Origin of the sequence: Corynebacterium propinquum DSM 44285 (genome assembly GCF_000375525.1) — a bacterium.
GTDB lineage: Bacteria > Actinomycetota > Actinomycetes > Mycobacteriales > Mycobacteriaceae > Corynebacterium > Corynebacterium propinquum.
This window is the reverse complement of record NZ_AQXC01000004.1, coordinates 139,262-158,769: the sequence shown is the minus strand read 5'-3', so window position 1 is coordinate 158,769 and position 19,508 is coordinate 139,262. Positions and strand designations below refer to the sequence as shown.

The window sequence follows — 19,508 nt, the reverse complement described above, 5'->3', positions numbered from 1 at the left end:
ATACTACTCCCAGCGACGATCTTACTCGCGGCGCAGCAACGCCGACAATGGGGGCGGATACAGCAACCATCGTAGAGAGCGGATACGCGTGAGATATTTCAATAACGCCCCCGCTGCCAAGGCACCGAGCACGGCGCACACACACCAAAAATAAGTGTTACCCAAGGGAAAACTACCGAATCGGCTAATTTCATCCAGCTCCACATCCACAACCCAGAGGCGTTGATAGTGGAACATAGCCATAATGCCGAAGTGATGGCCGACGTAGAGCGGCAAAGTATTGCGTCCAAGTTTGAGCAGGACCACGCTCACACGAGGAAGCGCGGTCAGCACAACAGACAGCACAATAGCAGCTGGGAGGGACAACGCGTGCTGAACAATGCGCAAGAGTAGATCAAGTTCAAAATCACCAAACTCAATGATCCCCGGACCGTCCCAATAGATCGTGGAGCTGCGCATACTTCCCCATATCTCGGCACCAATATAGCCCATGAGGTACGCCGCGGTAACCCCGATAACAACCGGCACACGTTTGGCGTGCGCCGTAAATCGATGCACCGAGGCAGAAAAGTACGCAGCAAAAACAAATACGGGAAGATAGATGACCGATTTCGCGATCAGATGCCAATGCTCATGAAATGGCAACAACGCAGCGGGGATGAGAAAAGATACCAGAACAGCTGCCCACCCAGGCAAAGAACGCAGCAACCACAGGACGATATTGAACAAGATCAACGCGTATAAAAACCAGATCATCGTAGACCCAGAGACAAGCTGCAGCAGAAAATAAGTCGCGGGCGGCCACGCGGAATCATAGTCATGCATGACAATTACCTGGAAGGCAGCCAGCTCGAGTGGCACCCAAATAACATAGGGAACCAAAAGGAACCAAAGGCGGTGGGCGAAAAGTTGCCAGAAGCTATATCTGAATATTTTCGCAGCAAAAAGTCCGCTGACTAAGAAAAACAGCGGCATCCGTAAGGGGTCGAGAAATTCATTTGCTTGCGAAAGCCAGGTATCGCGAGCCTCGGGAATCGCCAGCGAAACATGGAGGACGATAACGCCCAAAATTGAGATTCCCCGGGCGATATCGGGCCACTTCAGTCGCTGCTTAGCCACTATCCTCCTGCCGCTGAATCACGCGCGGTTGGGTTCGGTACCCTCTGGATACCCATTGCCTGCCTGCAAGGAATCCTTCACTTCCGATGCGTAACGATCGACATATTCGGTACCGGTAAGCTCCGCCAGTTCGCGCATCACAAAGTCCGTAAATTCCCGCATTGTCTGATGGTCTTCCGGGTTCAGCCCGTGCTCATCTGCCCATTTATGCGGCGAAATCGCCTTACCAAAACGCACACCAACTCTGGCAGGACGTGGGATCCACGAACCGATGGGGTTGGCTTGTGCGGTATTGATCATCGCCACGGGAATCACGTCGACGTTCGTGGCCATCGCAATCCGCGCCATACCGGTGCGACCCCGGTAGATACGACCATCAGGGCTACGCGTACCTTCTGGGTAGATGCCAAGAATATCATCGCGAGCAAAAACAGTTTTTGCGGTATCGATCAGCGCATCACCGGCATCTTTTGCGGTGCGGTCGATGGGAACCTGTCCCACGGACGTAAAGAAAAATCGTTGGATAGCCCCGACAAATCCGGTTCCAGTGAAATATTCTTTTTTGGCCGGGAATGTGAGCTGACGCGGGCATATCAGTGGGAGGTAAAACGAGTCCATCACTGCCTGATGGTTGGACACGAACATAGCTGAGCCTTGACGTGGAACGTTGTCCAAGCCTTCGGTGAATGGACGATTCCATACCCGCAGCCAGGGGCCGATAAGCACGTACTTAAAAAAACGGTACCAGCCATTGTTCATGCCCTTGGTGTTTGTCCTCGCCACAGCTCGGATCCAGCCTTTCTAGCTAGTTTTCGCGGATTCTTCAGCATATCGTGATAAATGTGCCACCCCAACCATACCCGCCGCGGACCCTAGTTTTGCAATAGAAACCTGCGGGTGTGGCCGATGGGTTGCTGCGACCATGGACTCCCCCATCACCTCGTGGGCGCGAGGCAAAAACAGGTCATGATTACCCACTACACCGCCACCAAGAACAATCAATTCGGGATCGATGACATCTGCGACAAAAGACAAACCAATACCGAGCCAGCGAGCAAATTCCGCGACCACCGCTTGCCCCAACGGATCACCTTTGCGCGCAGCAGCCATAATTTCTTCGCCGGTAGAAGCGGTATGCAATAAAGAGCTGCGGCGATACTCAGGGCATTCGTCGGCAAGCTCTAACACGGTATCAGCCAGTGCCGTCCCCGAAGCATAGCGCTCTAAACATCCACGCTTGCCGCAGGAACACTTACGTCCACCAGGGACAACTGTGACATGACCGAATTCTGGGGCCATGCCAAAGGACCCGCGAAAAATCTCGCCTTGGTGCATGATGGTCGCGCCTATTCCAGTACCGACAGAAAAATAAACCCACGTTTCTGTCTCCTGTGCCTGCCCAAATACGTATTCACCCCACGCAGCGGAATTGGCGTCGTGTTCTAGGCGAACCGGGATTCCCAGGCGTTGAGTCATAATGTCGCGGACTGGAGCTTCGCGCCAGGGTAAATGCGGCGCAAATCGCACCTTGGTGCATTCAGGGTCCAGGAAACCCGCAACGGCAAGACCAACAGCGGAGATCTCATGGCGGTCCCGCAAAGTATCAACCAGGGCCACCAGCTTGTCGACGAGCACGCCTTCGCTGTTTGGAGTCAACGTTGCAGCGCGGTCCAATATCTGTCCTTGCGCGTCGACGACGGCGGCACGCATATTTGTGCCACCAATATCTACGCCGATCGTCAAGGAATTTGAGGCAATTGACATAACCATCTCACTATACTCCATCCATTTGGCGAAGCCGCGTTACGGACGGCAATCTTCCGATATGCTGGCGCCCTATCGCAACACAGAGAACCCGCGTCTTCTTAGAAGACGCGGGTTCAAAGCTGTGAAATGACCGCCGTTAAGTAGTTATTAACTAGTAGCGGGAAGCTCCAGTGATCGGCATGGAATCATACGGAACGACTTGGACGGGAACACCATACGTAGAGGCGTGCACTACCTTGCCGTCACCGATGTACATGCCGACGTGAGTCGTACCAGGGTAATAGCCGATGATGTCGCCAGGTTGCAGAGCATTGAGTGATACAGGGGTTCCTCCGGACAATTGTGCCTGCGAGGTACGCGGTATGCTCTTGCCTTGCTGTTGATAGGCCCAATGCATCAAGCCAGAACAGTCGAAAGAATCAGGGCCTGCCGCACCCCAGTTGTATGGCATTCCGAGCCGAGTCAATGCTGCCCCGGATGCTCCAGATCCTGCAACGCTCAACAGAGCTTCGCCGGCAGCCGCGAGGTCTACCGAGCCGCCACCGCCGAGAGCTGTGCGCTCCTCATCGCTCAGAGCGTTAACACGAGCTTCCAACTCGGCAATCTCAGATTCCAACGCGTCACGCTGTTCTTGCAGCTTCCCGCGCTGGAATTCCAAATCAGTTTTGTGGAAAATTGCTTCTTGCAGCTTAGCGTTGGCCTTGCTGGCACTACGAGCGGATGTTTTCACTTCATCCTGCAGCCGTTGGATCTCATCGGTAGCGCCACGAGACAAAGAATTCAGGAACGCTTGCCGATCAATCATTTCCTGCGGGCTTCCCGAGGCCAACACAGCTGAGGCGTCATCAATGGAAGTTCCGGTCTGCTTTGCTTGCGCAATCCGGTCTACTGTCTGTTGCAGTGCTTGGCGTGCATCCGCCGCCTGAGCCGCTTTCGCAGCGGCGTCGGCGCTAAGGGAATCAAGCTGCGCGACGCGCGAGGAGCGCTCCTCTAGGACGCCCTCAAGGTTTTTCAACTCTTCGTGCTTCCGGGAAAGCTCGAATCCCTTAGTTTCAATGTCGTGCTTGACGATTTCAATGTCGTCCGCAGAAGCAAAAGGTGCACTTAATGCGCCTCCACCGACGATAAGGGCGGAAGCAGTTGCGATGGCTAGGAAGCGCTGGCGCGACCGGAAAGCACTAGAAATCATGCGTTGAGTAACTTTCTTGATGAAGCGAGTAGACCAACGGCAATACTAGCGCTATGCACAGCGCAATGGCTAGTCCTGCCTGCTACTTAGAAACGAACGGCTGAGTGGATTGGCTGGAAGTGCAGTGGGCGCTCGCCAACCGGGCTACCGGCGTTCAAGGCGTCAATGATGGTGCCGTGGCCGGTATAGATACCGACGTGCGAAGCACCACCGTAGTACGCAATGATGTCTCCAGGTTGCAACGCGTCCAGGGACACCGGAGTTCCGCCTGCAGCCTGTGCCTGCGAGGTACGAGGGATGTTTACGCCTGCCTGCTGGTATGCCCAGCTAGTGAGACCCGAGCAGTCGAAAGAGCTAGGACCTGCAGCACCCCAGGCATATGGACTACCGACTGCCGAGCGTGCCGCATCAACGATTTGCTGCCCTTTCGAACTCACAGCATTCTGCGCAACCTGAACTGGGTTGTTTGCTTGTGGAGCTGGAGCCGGGGCGTTGTTCAGGAACTCCTGAGCACCAGGGATGTTCTCAACACCAGGAACATCGACAGTGAAGTTAGTGTTCGGGATGGTGAACTCGGCAGCAGTTGCCATTCCTGGCGCCATGACGGTGGATCCGACAACAACAGCGGATGCAGCAGCTACACGACGTTTGGTGGACAGGTTCTGCTTACGGTGTTTAGCCACGAAATATTCTCCAAAATCGGTTGAGTGTGCACTACAGTTTTCGTAGTTTCTGCTCAGAGCACCTTCGGCCTCAAAGTTGAGAGCTGGATGCCTGACTTAATGTCACAGATAGGTTACGAAATGACAACAAACGTTGTCGAATCGAGAGCCGGAATTACAGCCGTTACCGACTTGTTATCTACACGTTGCAAGATCGACATCATAAAAGATCTGATTACATGCGAACGAAACAGACGAAGAAGCAAAGAGAAAAATAACGGACTTACCAGGCATTTTCTGAAGAAGAGGCAAGTCAAAACAATCCAACCACCGGCAGAGAGAAGGCCCACAAGTGCCGAAAATTTAATTGAAGTGACTTTACTCATATTCCTACCGATAGCGATAAAATCTTCCCATTTGTGCACCATCAGCAACTTTTCCATAGTGCTGTAGGTAGAACTTCCGTGGAGCAGAACTGGACCGTCTCGAAATGTGTTAGCTGCGGTAATTTCGTCTCGACGTGGATTAAGCCCAGACAGGCGAGACGCAGCGCCTGTGTGGTTGGTTGGCGACCGAGGGACTCTGTAGAAAGATGGGTGCGCACAACTCGATACCGCATAGACGCGAGACACCCCGCCCCTAGGGATCCTAGGGGCGGGGTGGGTTCAGTGCACTAGGCGGTTCGCCTAGCCGGGTTAGCTCCGCCGGGAACTATAAAGCCATCTCAGTTAGTCGTCGAGATGTCCGTTACGGCGATCAGCCTCACGGTTGGCCTCGTTGAGACGACGAAGCATCTCTGCTTCCTCTTCGTGATTGTCATGCTCGATGCGACGCTTGCGTTCAGCAACGTCATCCGGGTCCGGGCTGAAGACACCAGGCGCGTTTTGATCTGCATAGCCAAGCTTGTTCAATTGCTTTGGAACAGCGGCACCAGCGTACTCCAGCGGGATTGGGTGACCATGCTCGTCTACAGGACCCAGCGGCTGGTGTACTTCAATAAACGCACCGTTAGGCAGCTGCTTAATGGTACCGGTCTCGATACCGTGTTCAAGTACCTCGCGGTCAGAGCGCTGCAAGGAAACGCAGATGCGGTAAGTCAGGAAGTAAACCAGTGGAGGAAGCACCACCAGGCCGATACGACCAAACCAAGTCATTGCATTCAGCGAGATGTTGAAGAAGTGCGCGACGTGGTCGTTACCACCGGAGATAGTGACCAACAAGAAGAACGTGATAGCCATGGCACCGATAGCCGTACGAGCTGGGACGTCGCGAGGACGCTGCAGAAGATTGTGGTGGGCATCGTCTCCCGTGGCCTTCTTCTCTAGAGCTGGGTAGGCAAACAGCAAGATGACCATGACACCACACATGAGTGCAACCCAGAATGCGGATGGGATCGTGTAACCACCGATGTATAGCTCCCAAGCGGGCATAATACGTGCCACACCGTCGGTCCAGAGCATGTAAACGTCCGGCTGCGAGCCTGCAGAAACCTGCGATGGGTTGTACGGGCCAATGGTCCAGAAACCGTTGATGGTCAACAAACCAGACATCAAGGCCAATACACCGGCGACGATCAAGCCCATACCGATGGCCTTAGTTGCAAACACCGGCATGATACGTACGCCAACGACGTTGTTCTCAGTGCGTCCAGGTCCTGGCAACTGCGTGTGCTTCTGGTACCAGACCAGCATCAGGTGGGCAGCGATCAGTGCCAAGATAATTCCCGGAATGATCAACACATGCAGGATATAGAACCTATCCAACATCAGTTCAGATGGAAAGTCGCCGTCGAAGATTGCCCAGTGAATCCAGGTGCCAATGATTGGGACACCAAGAATGATGGCGGACATGATGCGCAGGCCGACACCAGACAGCAAGTCATCCGGCAGGGAGTACCCCATGAACCCTTCGACCATGCCCAGCATGATGAGCGCACAACCGATGATCCAGTTCGCTTCACGAGGGCGACGGAACGCGCCGGTAAAGAACACGCGAAGCATGTGCGCGACCATAGACATCATGAACATCAACGCTGCCCAGTGGTGCATCTGGCGTACAAACAGTCCACCGCGCACTTCGAATGAAATATCCAACGCCGTCGCGTAAGCGCGAGACATCTCGACACCGTTGAGCGGCAGATAACCGCCATCGTAGATAACTTTGGTAATTGACGGGTCGAAGAACAACGTCAGGTAAACGCCTGTCAGCAACAAAATAATGAAGCTGTACAGTGCGATCTCACCCAACATGAACGACCAGTGGGTTGGAAAGACTTTATTGATCTGGGTGCGGACCATCCCAGAGATCGTGTAACGCGAATCGACGTTGTCCGCAATCTGTCCAAGTTTATTGCTCATTAGGATTCACGCTCCCAGAAAGCCGGGCCAACTGGCTCGATGAAGTTACCGCGAGCGATGAGGTAGCCCTCTTCGTCAACGGTGATGGGCAACTGTGGCAGGGCACGAGCCGCAGGTCCGAAAACTGGCTTTGCATATTGCATTGCGTCGAACTGCGACTGGTGACACGGGCACAGAATGCGGTTGGTCTGAGCCTCGAAAAGCGAGGTAGGACAACCGACGTGGGTACAAATCTTTGAATACGCGTAGTAATCGCCGTAATGGAAGTCTTCCTGATTCTCCCGTTCGACAACCGCCTTGGCGTCGTCGTGGCGAAGACGAATCAGCATTACTGCGTTGCGTGGTCCGTGAATTGAGTGCATATGGTTTTCATATACATCACGCTGTGGATCATAACGATCACCATCGTTGACATCGTTTTCAGCCAATGGGAATACGGTTTCCATCGCTGCCGCAGACAAATCTTCGGGACGGACACGGACAAGGCGAGAAACACCTTTGGTCTCCCAGTGGTTTCCAGATTGGCCTTCATGGTGTTCGGCAATCGCACCGGTGTCACGCGCCAAGTAAAGCTTTACGCCCTGATCGTGAAGAGTCCACCCGGAGGTCCACAAAGTTCCATCGCCGTTGTAGTTCATCTCATGGCGAACAGCCCAGGGGTTGCGAATCGCACCGCCCAGCGGAGCAATGACAACGAGACCTGCCAGAATTCCTGCTCCACCAAGCAGACCCTGCAATGCTTTTCGACGACCAAGAGTCGAGGTTTGCCATGCGTCGTTGAGCAAAGCGGTCACCGTCTGACGATCAACTTCGTCCGAAGGGCCGTCGTGCCGGTTTTGCACTGCAATTTCTTCTGGCACCATCTTTTTGACGATCATTACCACACCAATGCCGAGACACAGGATGGCAAGACCAGAAGTAAGACCAAGTAATGGCGTGTATACGGCGTGCAGGAACTGACCGGATTCGCCGTGTCCCTTGTAGCCCCATGGCCAGAACAGGTAGACGCCAAGGAAGGCGATTGCAGCAATGATGGCTATGCCGAAGAAGATGCCGACCGATATCGATGCGCGCTTCTCTGCAGGGTCGTTCTCGACCGGGAACCGTTCTTTACGATATGCGACGGTAACTTCATCGAGTTCCGTACCGAGTTGAGCCAATTCATCCTGGCTCATTCCCCGGAGCTCTTGTTCCGTGTAATTCTTTTTCTCGTTCGACATTAGGTACGCGATCCAATCCACATAGCTGCACCAACCAGAGCGGTGATGCCGATGATCCACATGGCCAAGCCTTCAGCAACCGGGCCCAATCCACCTACAGACCAACCACCGGACGAAGGCGACTCTTTCGCGTCTTTAATAAACGCGATAATGTCGGCCTTTTCGTCGTGGGTCAACTGCCGTTCAGAGAACTTAGGCATATTCTGCGGGCCAGTGAGCATAGCCTGATAGATCTCTTGCTCGTTGGCAGGGTCCAAAGGAGGCGCATACTTACCGGACGACAACGCGCCGCCACGGCCTGTGAAGTTGTGGCAGGATGCACAGTTCATACGGAACAACTCCGAACCGCGCGCCACATCTTCAGGCTGAATTTGGCCGTTGTACGAAGAACCGCGAAGTTCCTCCATCGCGATAGTGCCGTCGTCGTTGTATACGAGGTCAGGTCCCCCACCGTTAGCTGCTACGTACGCGGCCAAAGCAAGAGTTTGCTGCTCGGTATAACGCGGCGTTTTTCGCTCTGCCTGTGCATCGTTGGACATCATAGGCATACGACCTGAATGCACCTGGAAGTAAACGGAGCCTTCGCCAACGCCAATCAATGACGGCCCACGGTCAGGAACGCCCTGAAGGTTGGTGCCGTGACAAGTAATACAGGCAACTTCGTAGATGTCCTTACCTTCTTGAATCAAGGCTTGATCATCACGTTGTGCGGTAGCGACTTGCGCTTCCGGGGTCAAAGCGCTGGCAAGAATACCGGCGCCGGTGAGCCCCACAGACAATGCAGCTGCGCCGGCGAGCGTCCGACGCATCTTGCGTTTACGGCGCGAAGCGCCCGCTTTGCCGACAGTCGGATTTTCCCGCTGCGGCTCTGTGTTCGGGTTGGTATCCATCATTTCCCTTTAAAATGTCGAGAACGGAAAGTGAAGGGCTGTAGACCGTAATACGGCTAGCTACGGCCTACTGAACGAGGTAAATAACGATAAAGACGCCGATCCAGATGACGTCAACGAAGTGCCAGTAATACGAGACTGCCATCGCAGCGGTTGCCTGAGCAGGGGTGAACTTTGACTTCCAAACCCTAGCCAAAACAATGGCGAAAGCAATAAGACCTGCAGTCACGTGGAGCATGTGGAAACCAGTGATGATGAAGAACACCGATCCAAATACACTGGCCTGAATGGTCACGCCATGCGAGATCATCTCGTAATACTCGAATGCAACCATGCCCAGGAACACAACGCCCAAGGCAATAGTCACGGTGTACCACAGACGAAGCTTAAATACGTCGCCTTTCTCAGCCGCGAATACACCGAATTGCGAAGTAACAGACGAGGTAATAAGGATGGCTGTAATGATCGCGCCATAAATCACGTTGAGGTGATGGGTCTGCTCACTCCAGTCTCCCGCCTGTCCGTTAGCTCGCGATGTAAACCACATCGCAAACAATCCGGCGAAGAACATCAATTCCTGCGACAGGAACACAATCGTGCCGACGCTGACCATGTTTGGCCGGTTCAGCGACACGACACGTTGTGGTGCTGTCATTCCTGGGTTAGTTACTGCGCTCGTCACGCTCATTAGTATGCACCGTCCTTTCCTGAATTTCATCTCAACTCTCACCCATTTTCCCAGGTCACGTTAAGGCGACAGCCTGGGTGACTTACCGACGGGGGTAGCTAAAATACCCATGAAAATTTGGGAACTTTTTCTCGCTTTTTCCGACTACCTTTATTGGCAGGTCACTGGGCAATTATCCCCCATCGTATGCACTTCTCCACCGAAAGCTATATCCACACATAACTCAAATCGGGGGTAATAGGCCACCGTCCCAACCCCCAAACGTGCCGCAACTCACAGCATGAAAACCGAGCTAAAATGCCTGATCATACTTTTGTATGCCCCTAAAATTGCGCGAACTTATTCATGATCAAAACCCGTTGGAACTCTTGATTTGATTTCGTCACTGGACGATAAGCGAGTGCCAAGATAGTAGCCTGCCGGTTCATTAAAGCGCGATACCCCAGACAGCAAAAGCGCCCCACCCGTTCCTTTAACGGAACAGCTGAGGCGCTTAAACGGAGGCCGTGAAAGCACTGTCGAACTAGTGCTTTTCCTTTGGAAGTCCGTATTGCAGGCTCAACATAGTGCAGGCCCAGATAAGCATGACGCCACCGACCAGAATCAGCCAATAGTACATGAAAATCACGCCGAGACCGAAGACGAAGATAGCAATCGACATCCAGAATGGCCACATCGAGCCTGGCGAGAAGAAGCCAAGAACGCCGGCAGAATCAGAGATCTCTGCTTCTTCCCAGTCTTCCGGCAAGACGTCAGCTCGGGATTCAGTCACATGCAGATAGACGCCGAGCATGATGGCCATCAACGCAGCCAACAGCAGCGGAACGCCACCTGCCCAATCGTATCGGTGCATCCAGCCGTCGTCTTCGATCCACACGGTGCCGAAGACGTAGACCACTCCGGAGATTCCGAGGAAGACGGCGATTGCGTAGAACAGTTTCGCACTAGCGCGCATGTCTGTATTCTCCTTTGGTTTTACAGAGCGGTATTTGGATCCGCAGCGTTATCGCCATCGGCGGTTTCACGAGCGGAGTTGAATGGCTTGGTGGAGGTAGCGTAAGGAGCTTCACCGATCGACGCCAGAGCCTCTGAGTTAGGAGCGTCTGGGTTTGCAAGGCGGAATTCCATGTAGTCGGCAAACTTCTCTGGAGATACTGCACGAATCTCGAAGTTCATCATCGCGTGGTATGTACCGCACATTTCGGCACAGCGTCCAACAAAGGCACCTTCTTCTTGAATTTCTTCAATTTGGAATGCGCGTTCCTGCTGGTTGTTTTCTGGGTGTGAGTACACATCGCGTTTGAAGAGGAACTCCGGCACCCAGAATGAGTGGGACACGTCGCCGGAAGCCAGACGGAATTCGATTGCGGTGTTGGTAGGCAGAACCAATACTGGAATCTCATCCGTAGTACCCAAAGTCTCAATCTCGTTGTAATTCAGGTACGAATTGTCTCCGCTAGAACGACCATGCACTGGGTTGGCATTCTTCATATCTTCAGGGTCGTGCTGCGATTTTTCAGCAATCGCGGTGCGTTCTTCGTCTTCACCGTCGTAGTCCTGGCCATTTGGCGTGAAATTTCCGCCAACTTCGGCGTAGCCGAACTTCCAGTTCCATTGGAAAGCTGTAACGTCTACCGCAACCTCAGGCTCTTTGTCGTTGGCGACGACTTTCTGCTGCACCTGAACGGTAAAGAAGAACAAAGCCATCACGATGATGACCGGGATAATCGTCAAAACTAGTTCGACCGGAACGTTGTACTGCAGCTGTCGTGGGAACTCCCCCCGACCTTTCTTTTTGGCACGCTTGGCACTCCAACGGAAAATAGCCGTCAAGAACAACGCCCACATGATAATTCCGATAAACCAGGCCAGTACCCAGATCCAGATCCAAAAGTTGAACATGGAGTTCGCCTCTGGGGTAACTCCCTCTGGCCAACCCATGTGCAGGAAATTTGAGGCCGCGGCTGGCGGCTCGACGTCACAAGCGGCCAAACCGACCGTTGCGAGACCTAAGACGCCGCCAAGACCCAATTTCCGGCGCAAGCTGCGTTCATTACGCTGTCCCACGTGTGTTCTGCCTTTCTTTGCACACAATTGTCTGCCTACTGTTATAAGCATTCCTATTTAAGCAGCATAACTCAAATGCGCCGCATTCTTATCAGTTTCGCAGCAGCCTTACTCGAGTAAACACGCTAGCCTTCTGCAGGGATCGCTTCATTTCACTTACTTACGGGGTATGTGCTGCACAACGGGCACCTTTTAGGCAGTCCTAGACAGCGGACTTTACCCGTTTCTATATTTTTTATAATCCAGCTCACATTAAAAGGGCTTGGTATCATCCCAAAGTTTCACTCACTTTGAGGTAAACGGATAAGCCCATGTTGATTGCACACGCCTTCGTAGCAACTTTCGCCGGATGATTAACCGCTTAATCACTGTGGGCCGTAAAGTAGTCGGGGCACTACACCACCCAGAGGAGAAATTAACAATGTGTGGACTTCTCGCTATGTTGACGGCGCGTGGCGACGCTACTTCTTATGTCTCTGCAATGGAGGATGCACTTCCCTGCATGCGTCACCGCGGTCCCGATGCCGCAGGAACGTGGAATGATGATCATGCGGTATTCGGATTCAATCGTCTTTCTATTATCGACTTAGAACATTCCCATCAACCACTCCGTTGGGGCCCAGAAGACGAGCCCGAACGATACGCGATGACTTTCAACGGGGAAATCTACAACTACGTAGAATTGCGGGCAGAGCTGCAGGAAGCAGGTTATAGCTTCAATACCTCCGGTGATGGAGAACCGATTGTGGTCGGTTTCCATCATTGGGGCCCAGCCGTTGTAGAGCACCTTCGTGGCATGTTCGCCATCGCTATCTGGGATACACAAAGCCAGCAGATGTTCGTCGCGCGGGACCAATTTGGTATCAAGCCATTGTTCTACGCTACGACGCCCGCGGGCACGGTCTTTGCATCGGAAAAGAAATCAATCCTGGAGCTGGCCGACGCTATCGGTCTAGGCCTGGATCTTGACCGGCGGGCAATTGAGCACTACGTCGACCTCCAATACGTGCCGGAACCTGAATCCCTACACGCTAATATCAGGCGTCTGGAGTCTGGTTGCACCGCTACTATATCGCCGGCTGGCGAGGTAAAAGCTGAGCGTTATTTCCGTCCGCGGTTCCGCACCAAGCCTGTTCCTGCAGGACAGGAACAGCAATTATTTGATCGCATCGCGCACGCGCTGGAGGATTCCGTCGAAAAGCATATGCGGGCCGACGTTACGGTTGGTTCTTTCCTTTCCGGCGGCATCGATTCCACGGCGATCGCTGCGTTAGCAAAACGCCACAACCCTAACCTGCTGACGTTCACCACTGGTTTTGAACGCGAAGGTTATTCAGAAGTCGACGTCGCTGCGGAATCTGCGGAGGCCATCGGTGCAGAGCACATTGTCAAAGTGGTCAGCCCAGAGGAATACGCCGACGCTATTCCGAAGATCATGTGGTACTTGGATGACCCCGTTGCTGACCCATCCTTAGTCCCGTTGCACTTTGTCGCTGCCGAAGCTCGCAAACACGTCAAGGTTGTGCTTTCAGGTGAGGGAGCTGACGAGCTCTTTGGTGGTTACACCATCTACAAGGAACCACTTTCCCTCGCACCATTTGAGAAAGTACCAGGACCACTGCGTCGTGGACTGGGCGTCCTATCCCGCGTATTGCCCGACGGCATGAAGGGGAAGTCTCTGCTCGAACGAGGTTCGATGACTATGGAAGAGCGCTATTACGGCAACGCGCGTTCTTTCAATTTCGAACAGATGCAGCGAGTCATCCCTTGGGCACGGAAAGATTGGGATCACCGCGATGTCACGAAGGATATCTACGCGAAATCAGAAGATATGGATCCAGTCGCGCGAATGCAGCACTTGGATTTATTTACCTGGATGCGCGGCGACATCCTGGTAAAGGCCGACAAGATCAATATGGCGAATTCGCTTGAGCTACGCGTGCCTTTTTTGGATAAGGAAGTTTTCCGCGTGGCCGAAACCATCCCACACCAGCTCAAAATCAGTCACGGCACAACGAAATATGCGTTGCGCAAAGCCATGGAACAGATCGTTCCCCCGCACGTTTTGCACCGCAAGAAGCTCGGCTTCCCGGTTCCGATGCGGCATTGGTTGGCTGGAGACGAACTGCACGGTTGGGCGCAAGACCAAATCAAGGCTTCGCAGACTGACGACATCTTCGACAAAAACGCCGTCCTGGACATGCTGCAGGAACACCGCGCTGGCCAATCTGACCACTCCCGACGTTTGTGGACAGTACTGGCGTTCATGATTTGGCACGGCATTTTCGTCGAAAAGCGCATTGACCCGGAAATCGAACAGCGAGACTACCCAGTGCGGCTATAGCCCAAGACGGTTAGAGCATCATTTGCGAGCACTAACCCACGCAAAAGACCCTGAATCCACGGTTTACACCGGGATTCAGGGTCTTCTAGTATTTCTCAGCCCAGTCACGAGCATCTAGCGTGTGGCTCATCGCTCGCGCAATAGCTAACTGGTCACAGCGGCGAGATGGCCGCAAAGCTCGGTGCTCAACTGTGTTTGGCGCTAGTTGTGCTTGGGGTTAGTTGAACGAGTCGCCACAAGCGCAGGAGCCACCGGCATTCGGGTTATCGATGGTAAAACCCTGCTGTTCGATGGTGTCGGCAAAGTCGATCTTCGCGCCCATCAAGTATGGCACCGACATCTTGTCGACGACCAAGTTAATGCCGCCGACTTCATCGATCTTATCGCCGTCAAGTTCGCGGTCATCGAAATACAGTTGGTAGCGCAGGCCTGCACAGCCGCCTGGCTGCACTGCGATGCGCAGGGACAGGTCCGTGCGGCCTTCCTGCTCCAGCAAAGACTTAGCTTTTTCAGCCGCGGCGTCAGTCAGGATGACGCCAGTCGACGAAGTAGGGGCGGTCATAATAGTTCTCCTTCATGGTGAACGCTTGTTTTGCCGTTAGTCTACTCCCCTTTTTCCGATGCCGAAACCCGCCATGAATTACCCTGTGCTCATTGTTGTTACTGGCTGGCAAAGTTGTACCCTGTAAAACTGTGAAACTACCGTGGCAAAAACCTCAGCAGAATGAAGCCAGCGAATCCGCCGACTCCGCTTCCAGCACAGACGGTGCCGGTTCGCGAGATCGGTCTGTCTCAGCTCGGTCCAACTCAGCCCAGCCTGAATCAGCCGAGTCTGGGGCACACCAATCTGAACAGCCGGATTTGCCCAAGGGTTATACCCCGAAAAAGAACAAACCCACTCCTTCCCGTAAGGAGCAGGAGATTCGGCGCGGGGTACGGCGCGACCCCAACGGTGCGTCACCGGCACAGGCTCGGCAGCGTCGCAAAGAGTTAAAGAAGTCCATGTCCAAACAGGAATGGAAGGACTACAAGCGCGAAGAACGCCGAGAAAGCATGCGTCGACGCAAAGAACAGCAAGAACGTATGGATGCTGGCGATGAGCGTTATCTTTTAGCCCGCGATATCGGTCCGGTTCGCCGCTACGCACGCGACTGGGTGGACTCGCGCGCATTTTTAACCAACTGGGTCATGCTTATCGCACTCATCATTTTGGGTGCGACGCTGTTGGGCGGAATCAACCCTTACGTTGCAAATATCATCTCGTTGATCGGCATGGTCGTCATCGTTATTCTTGCTATCGAGGGCGTCATCTTGGGCAAGCGCTGCAATAATGCGGTGCGCAAGAAATTCCCCGACACCACTGAAACCGGCCTTCGTTTGGGCTTTTATGCGTATTCGCGTGCTACTCAACCACGCAAGTGGCGTTCACCAAAGCCACAGGTTGAACGCGGCGCAAAAGTTTAAAGCTTCGGCTTAAAGTAACTGTTTAAATTAACGGCAACGAGGTAGCTGCACCATGGTTTCTGACGCAGAGTTTGCACGTCCCGCTGAGGTGGATGCGCAAGCCGCAACCGCAGTCATCGCCGCAATGTCGTCGACTGAGCGGGGGCGGAGTTTCGGTCGGCTTACCGACGCTGCGGCATTCATGGCCGCCTGCCAGGGCAAAGTACCTGCAGAGCCGTTGCGCCAGCCGCGGGTCGTGATTTTCTACGCGCACGATGACGCTAGCGCAAACTCAGCCAAGGACATCGCTGCCGGTTCTGCGCCGGTCGCCACACTGGCGCGTACGCACGGGGCAGGGGTCCGCGTCGAAGAAATCCCCGCCGGTGAGTCCGCATTGCAGTTCGGCAGTGCCATTGCCGATTCCGAAATCGATGCCGGAGCAGATTTATTAATCCCGGGTGAGCTGGGCGAAGGGTTTTCTACCGAAGCAGCGGCGCTATTCGGCGCGCTAACGAAGACTGAGCCAGTTGCTCTCGCCAGCCTGGAGACATCGCTGACTACGCAACAATGGCAATGCGATGTCACAGCTATCCGCGACCTTATGTTTCGGTGCCGCACTGCGCACGCGGCACCACTGGAGCTACTCACTAAGTCTGGTTCGCCAGCAGCCCAGGCCTTGGTCGGCTTCGTATTGCAGGCAGCTGCTCGCAGAACACCAGTGCTTGTCGACGGCTGCTTGGCGACGGTGTGCGGCTTGGTGGCAGAAAAGATTGCTCCCGGCACCAGAGCGTGGTTGTATTCGAGCCAGCTCTCGCCCGAACCTGCGCACATTCAGGCAGTGCAGAAACTTGAGCTCACTCCCCTGCTGGCATTTGATCTCACCACGGGGCAGGGAACCGGTGGTGTGCTTGCCCTTTCGGCTCTTAATGCCGCAATTGAGCTTGTCAGCGACGAAGTGTACGCAATCACCGAAGCGATCAACGCACAAAACGACGACACTTAAGCCAATTTGTGGAGCCAGCCGTGCTCATCAGCAACTTCACCGCGCTGAATCCCGGTCAGTTTCTCGCGCAGGCGCATGGTGATCTCACCCGATTCCCCACCACCGATGGTGAAAGTATCGCGGTTGGTTTTCACTGTTCCAATCGGAGTGATTACCGCTGCGGTACCGCAGGCGAAAGCCTCAGTCATGGCGCCACTGTTCGCGGCTTGCCGCCACTCTTCCAAAGTAATGGTCTTTTCCACAACCTCAATGCCCATCTCACGCGCGAGCTGCAGGATAGAGTTTCGAGTCACTCCCGGCAGAATCGTGCCAGACAGCTCTGGGGTCACCAGTTTGCCGTCGATGATGAACATGACGTTCATTCCGCCCATTTCTTCGACTTTGTGCCGGTTGGCTGCATCTAAGAAAACCACCTGGTCGCAGTCGTGTGCACTCGCTTCTTGTTGTGCCACCAACGATGCGGCATAGTTGCCCGCAAATTTCGCGGCTCCAGTACCACCGGGTGCCGCGCGGACATAATCCTCAGAAATCCACACCGACACCGGCTTCACGCCGCCTGGGAAATACGCTCCCACCGGCGATGCAATAACTAAAAAGCGATAGCTCTGCGAAGGGGCTACTCCCAATCCCACCTCGGTGGCGATCAAAAACGGGCGCAGGTAAAGCGAGCCCTCTCCCCCGCCAGCCGGCACCCAGTCTTTGTCAACGGCGACGAGTTCTTCCAATGCCTGGACAAACAAATCTTCTGGGATTTCGGGCATTGCCATACGCTGGGCGGAATTGGCGATCCGTTGGGCGTTTTTGTCAGGCCGGAAGGTAACAACCGTGTCATCTTTGTGCCGGTACGCCTTGATTCCTTCAAAAATGGCTTGCCCGTAGTGGAACACGGTGGTTGCCGGGTCCAAGGTCAATGGTGCATATGGCGTGACCTCGAGATTGTGCCAACCCTGTTCAGCATTCCAGTCTGCGACCACCATGTGGTCGGTGAATTTTTTCCCAAACGCTGGGTTTGCGAGAATCTCTTCACGCTCAGCTTGCGGGGTCGGGTTTTCGTTGCGGGTTACTGCAAATTCGAAGTCGGTCATGGTAGCTAATGTACCCGCTGCCTGAATTAAAAGAGATACAGGGCACACAAGCCGCAGCATGCACCGCTAAATCTCGCTAGGCTGGTATGGCCTGAAACCGATTTGCACAAGCAATGTATTACGCGAGAAAGGAAAATATGGCTGACAAAAAGTTTGAGCTTCCAGCCCGCGGAAAAATTAGCACGGTTGAGCTAAATAAGAAGTTGCCGAAGAAGTCTGACGGCTTGGTCGTGGGCGTATTCCATGACGATAACGCGGTGGAGGCTGTCGAGACTGCTTGGCTCGGTGGAAGCCTGTTGCGCGAGGTCAACGACGCTTTGGCGACCGTCAAGGCAAAGGGTACAGCGAACGAGATCACTCGCTTGCCAGCTCCGAAGAAGCTAGATGCCGACGTCATCGTTGCGGTGGGTTTGGGCTCCCGCGACAAGCTTGACGACGAGGTGCTGCGTCGCGCCGCTGGCAGCGTATCCCGCGCGGTCAAGGACTTGGATTCCGTTGCAGTAGCGCTGTCCGACGACCGTGAGCAGCTGGCACCGGTCGTCGAAGGCCTGATTTTGGGCAGCTATTCCTACCCAGGCATCCGTGGAAGCAAGGACGATGGCGTCGACAAGCCAGAGGATAAGAAAAACAAGTCCGACAAGGACCCCGCCGCTTTCACTGTGCTTGGTGATCCGAAGAAAGATGCAGAGATCTTCCGCTTCGCACAGGTCGGCGCAGAATCGGTTTGCTTGGCTCGCGATTTCGTCAATGTGCCGTCCAGCCACAAATTCCCGGAATCTTATGCCTCGTTTATTCGCGGTTTCGCCGAGGACGCCGGTCTCAAAGTTGAGGTTTTGGACGAAAAGCAGCTGGAGAAAGAAGGCTTCGGCGGCATCTTGGCGGTAGGCCAAGGTTCTGTTCGTCCGCCACGCTTGGTCCGCCTACACCACCGCCCACGCAAAGCGAAGAAGAAAGTCGCGCTGGTTGGTAAGGGTATTACCTTTGATACCGGCGGTATCTCTCTCAAGCCAGGAGCTGGCATGGGCGACATGATCATGGATATGGGCGGCTCTGCTGCCGTTGTTGCTGCCACCGTCGCCGCCGCGAAACTTGATATCAACGTGGAGCTGACCACCACGGTTCCGTTGGCAGAAAACATGCCATCCGGCAACGCGATCCGCCCTGGTGATGTCATCACTCACTACGGTGGCATCACCTCGGAAATCCTCAACACCGACGCCGAGGGCCGCATCGTGCTTGCCGACGCCATCGCACGGGCCAGCGAGGATAAGCCAGACTACCTGGTCGAAGCAGCAACTCTGACCGGCCACCAGATGCTGGCACTGGGTAAGCAGACTTACGGCGTGATGGGCAGCGACGAATTGCGTGATCGCATTGCGGAGCTAGGCCGCACCGTCGGCGAAAAAGCTTGGGCAATGGCGCTGTTGGAAGAACACGCAGAAGCCATCAAGACCCCAGCCGCCGATATCCGCAATATCTCGGAAGACCGTTGGGGCGGCATGCAGTTCGCCGGCACTTACCTTTCCCAGTTCGTCGGCGCAGGCATCGAATGGGCACACCTTGATATCGCGGGACCCGCCTGGGCGGCTAGTGCTTCTGGCTATACAGCCAAGCGCGCGACCGGTGTGCCAGTGCGTACGTTGGTAGCTTGGTTAAACGAGGTTGCTAGCTAAG

The 19,508-nt window shown here is 54.4% G+C and carries 17 protein-coding genes; 4 read left to right on the top strand and 13 right to left on the bottom strand.

Features of this window, described 5'->3' with window-relative positions:
* Nucleotides 1-21: 21 nt before the first annotated feature.
* From B142_RS11970 to ctaC, 11 genes are all read right to left on the bottom strand, one after another.
* Nucleotides 22-1,119, bottom strand: coding sequence for an acyltransferase family protein (locus tag B142_RS11970; RefSeq protein WP_018120483.1), 1,098 nt, complete (start codon nucleotides 1,117-1,119; stop codon nucleotides 22-24).
* An 18-nt stretch (nucleotides 1,120-1,137) separates the two neighbouring features.
* Entirely contained in the window at nucleotides 1,138-1,878 is a 741-nt protein-coding gene (locus B142_RS0105160) for a lysophospholipid acyltransferase family protein (RefSeq protein ID WP_018120482.1), read from the bottom strand.
* 42 nt (nucleotides 1,879-1,920) lie between these two features.
* Entirely contained in the window at nucleotides 1,921-2,883 is a 963-nt protein-coding gene (locus B142_RS0105155) for an ROK family protein (protein WP_026167859.1), read from the bottom strand.
* A 154-nt stretch (nucleotides 2,884-3,037) separates the two neighbouring features.
* A complete protein-coding gene (locus tag B142_RS0105150; protein WP_018120480.1) occupies nucleotides 3,038-4,075 on the bottom strand; it encodes a C40 family peptidase in 1,038 nt (345 codons plus the stop codon).
* An 86-nt stretch (nucleotides 4,076-4,161) separates the two neighbouring features.
* Nucleotides 4,162-4,758, bottom strand: a complete 597-nt coding sequence (locus tag B142_RS0105145; protein WP_018120479.1) for a C40 family peptidase — start codon at nucleotides 4,756-4,758, stop codon at nucleotides 4,162-4,164.
* A gap of 707 nt (nucleotides 4,759-5,465) precedes the next feature.
* Nucleotides 5,466-7,094 carry a cytochrome bc1 complex cytochrome b subunit gene (gene qcrB, locus B142_RS0105135; protein ID WP_018120477.1) on the bottom strand — a complete coding sequence of 543 codons (1,629 nt, stop codon included), beginning with the start codon at nucleotides 7,092-7,094 and terminating at the stop codon, nucleotides 5,466-5,468.
* Nucleotides 7,094-8,314 carry a cytochrome bc1 complex Rieske iron-sulfur subunit gene (gene qcrA / locus B142_RS0105130; protein ID WP_018120476.1) on the bottom strand — a complete coding sequence of 407 codons (1,221 nt, stop codon included), beginning with the start codon at nucleotides 8,312-8,314 and terminating at the stop codon, nucleotides 7,094-7,096. Before qcrA ends, qcrB begins: the two co-directional genes overlap by 1 nt.
* Nucleotides 8,314-9,207 (bottom strand): cytochrome bc1 complex diheme cytochrome c subunit, encoded by an 894-nt coding sequence (gene qcrC / locus B142_RS0105125; RefSeq protein WP_065420329.1) that lies wholly within the window; start codon nucleotides 9,205-9,207, stop codon nucleotides 8,314-8,316. Before qcrC ends, qcrA begins: the two co-directional genes overlap by 1 nt.
* Before the next feature lie 64 nt (nucleotides 9,208-9,271).
* Complete coding sequence (gene ctaE, locus B142_RS0105120) at nucleotides 9,272-9,886, bottom strand: aa3-type cytochrome oxidase subunit III (RefSeq protein WP_026167858.1); 615 nt, start codon at nucleotides 9,884-9,886, stop codon at nucleotides 9,272-9,274.
* Nucleotides 9,887-10,415: 529 nt separating this feature from the next.
* Nucleotides 10,416-10,847 (bottom strand): aa3-type cytochrome oxidase subunit IV, encoded by a 432-nt coding sequence (gene ctaF, locus B142_RS0105115; RefSeq protein ID WP_018120473.1) that lies wholly within the window; start codon nucleotides 10,845-10,847, stop codon nucleotides 10,416-10,418.
* A 20-nt stretch (nucleotides 10,848-10,867) separates the two neighbouring features.
* Complete coding sequence (gene ctaC, locus B142_RS0105110; RefSeq protein ID WP_018120472.1) at nucleotides 10,868-11,959, bottom strand: aa3-type cytochrome oxidase subunit II; 1,092 nt, start codon at nucleotides 11,957-11,959, stop codon at nucleotides 10,868-10,870.
* A gap of 421 nt (nucleotides 11,960-12,380) precedes the next feature.
* Between ctaC and asnB the strand changes: the two genes are divergently transcribed.
* Nucleotides 12,381-14,303, top strand: coding sequence for an asparagine synthase (glutamine-hydrolyzing) (gene asnB, locus B142_RS0105105; protein WP_026167857.1), 1,923 nt, complete (start codon nucleotides 12,381-12,383; stop codon nucleotides 14,301-14,303).
* Nucleotides 14,304-14,520: 217 nt separating this feature from the next.
* On the opposite strand, the gene B142_RS0105100 is transcribed toward asnB, so the two are convergent.
* Nucleotides 14,521-14,865, bottom strand: coding sequence for a HesB/IscA family protein (locus B142_RS0105100; RefSeq protein WP_018120470.1), 345 nt, complete (start codon nucleotides 14,863-14,865; stop codon nucleotides 14,521-14,523).
* A gap of 131 nt (nucleotides 14,866-14,996) precedes the next feature.
* On the opposite strand from B142_RS0105100, the gene B142_RS0105095 reads away from it, so the two are divergent.
* Both B142_RS0105095 and B142_RS0105090 read left to right on the top strand, forming a co-directional pair.
* Complete coding sequence (locus tag B142_RS0105095; protein ID WP_018120469.1) at nucleotides 14,997-15,767, top strand: DUF3043 domain-containing protein; 771 nt, start codon at nucleotides 14,997-14,999, stop codon at nucleotides 15,765-15,767.
* Between the two features lie 52 nt (nucleotides 15,768-15,819).
* Nucleotides 15,820-16,749, top strand: a complete 930-nt coding sequence (locus B142_RS0105090) for a nicotinate-nucleotide--dimethylbenzimidazole phosphoribosyltransferase (protein WP_018120468.1) — start codon at nucleotides 15,820-15,822, stop codon at nucleotides 16,747-16,749.
* On the opposite strand, the gene B142_RS0105085 is transcribed toward B142_RS0105090, so the two are convergent.
* A complete protein-coding gene (locus B142_RS0105085; RefSeq protein WP_018120467.1) occupies nucleotides 16,746-17,834 on the bottom strand; it encodes a branched-chain amino acid aminotransferase in 1,089 nt (362 codons plus the stop codon). The genes B142_RS0105090 and B142_RS0105085 overlap by 4 nt on opposite strands.
* A 137-nt stretch (nucleotides 17,835-17,971) precedes the next feature.
* On the opposite strand from B142_RS0105085, the gene B142_RS0105080 reads away from it, so the two are divergent.
* Nucleotides 17,972-19,507, top strand: coding sequence for a leucyl aminopeptidase (locus B142_RS0105080; RefSeq protein WP_018120466.1), 1,536 nt, complete (start codon nucleotides 17,972-17,974; stop codon nucleotides 19,505-19,507).
* Nucleotide 19,508 lies beyond the last annotated feature (1 nt).

What these genes read in the sequence shown, in the direction of transcription:
- B142_RS0105085 (WP_018120467.1), bottom strand. Translation starts at nt 17,834, where the DNA reads ATGACCGACTTCGAATTTGCAGTAACCCGCAACGAAAACCCGACCCCG.
- qcrC (WP_065420329.1), bottom strand. Translation starts at nt 9,207, where the DNA reads ATGATGGATACCAACCCGAACACAGAGCCGCAGCGGGAAAATCCGACT.
- ctaF (WP_018120473.1), bottom strand. Translation starts at nt 10,847, where the DNA reads ATGCGCGCTAGTGCGAAACTGTTCTACGCAATCGCCGTCTTCCTCGGA.
- B142_RS0105080 (WP_018120466.1), top strand. Translation starts at nt 17,972, where the DNA reads ATGGCTGACAAAAAGTTTGAGCTTCCAGCCCGCGGAAAAATTAGCACG.
- B142_RS0105160 (WP_018120482.1), bottom strand. Translation starts at nt 1,878, where the DNA reads ATGAACAATGGCTGGTACCGTTTTTTTAAGTACGTGCTTATCGGCCCC.
- B142_RS0105155 (WP_026167859.1), bottom strand. Translation starts at nt 2,883, where the DNA reads ATGTCAATTGCCTCAAATTCCTTGACGATCGGCGTAGATATTGGTGGC.
- B142_RS0105090 (WP_018120468.1), top strand. Translation starts at nt 15,820, where the DNA reads ATGGTTTCTGACGCAGAGTTTGCACGTCCCGCTGAGGTGGATGCGCAA.
- qcrB (WP_018120477.1), bottom strand. Translation starts at nt 7,094, where the DNA reads ATGAGCAATAAACTTGGACAGATTGCGGACAACGTCGATTCGCGTTAC.
- B142_RS0105100 (WP_018120470.1), bottom strand. Translation starts at nt 14,865, where the DNA reads ATGACCGCCCCTACTTCGTCGACTGGCGTCATCCTGACTGACGCCGCG.
- asnB (WP_026167857.1), top strand. Translation starts at nt 12,381, where the DNA reads ATGTGTGGACTTCTCGCTATGTTGACGGCGCGTGGCGACGCTACTTCT.
- B142_RS0105150 (WP_018120480.1), bottom strand. Translation starts at nt 4,075, where the DNA reads ATGATTTCTAGTGCTTTCCGGTCGCGCCAGCGCTTCCTAGCCATCGCA.
- qcrA (WP_018120476.1), bottom strand. Translation starts at nt 8,314, where the DNA reads ATGTCGAACGAGAAAAAGAATTACACGGAACAAGAGCTCCGGGGAATG.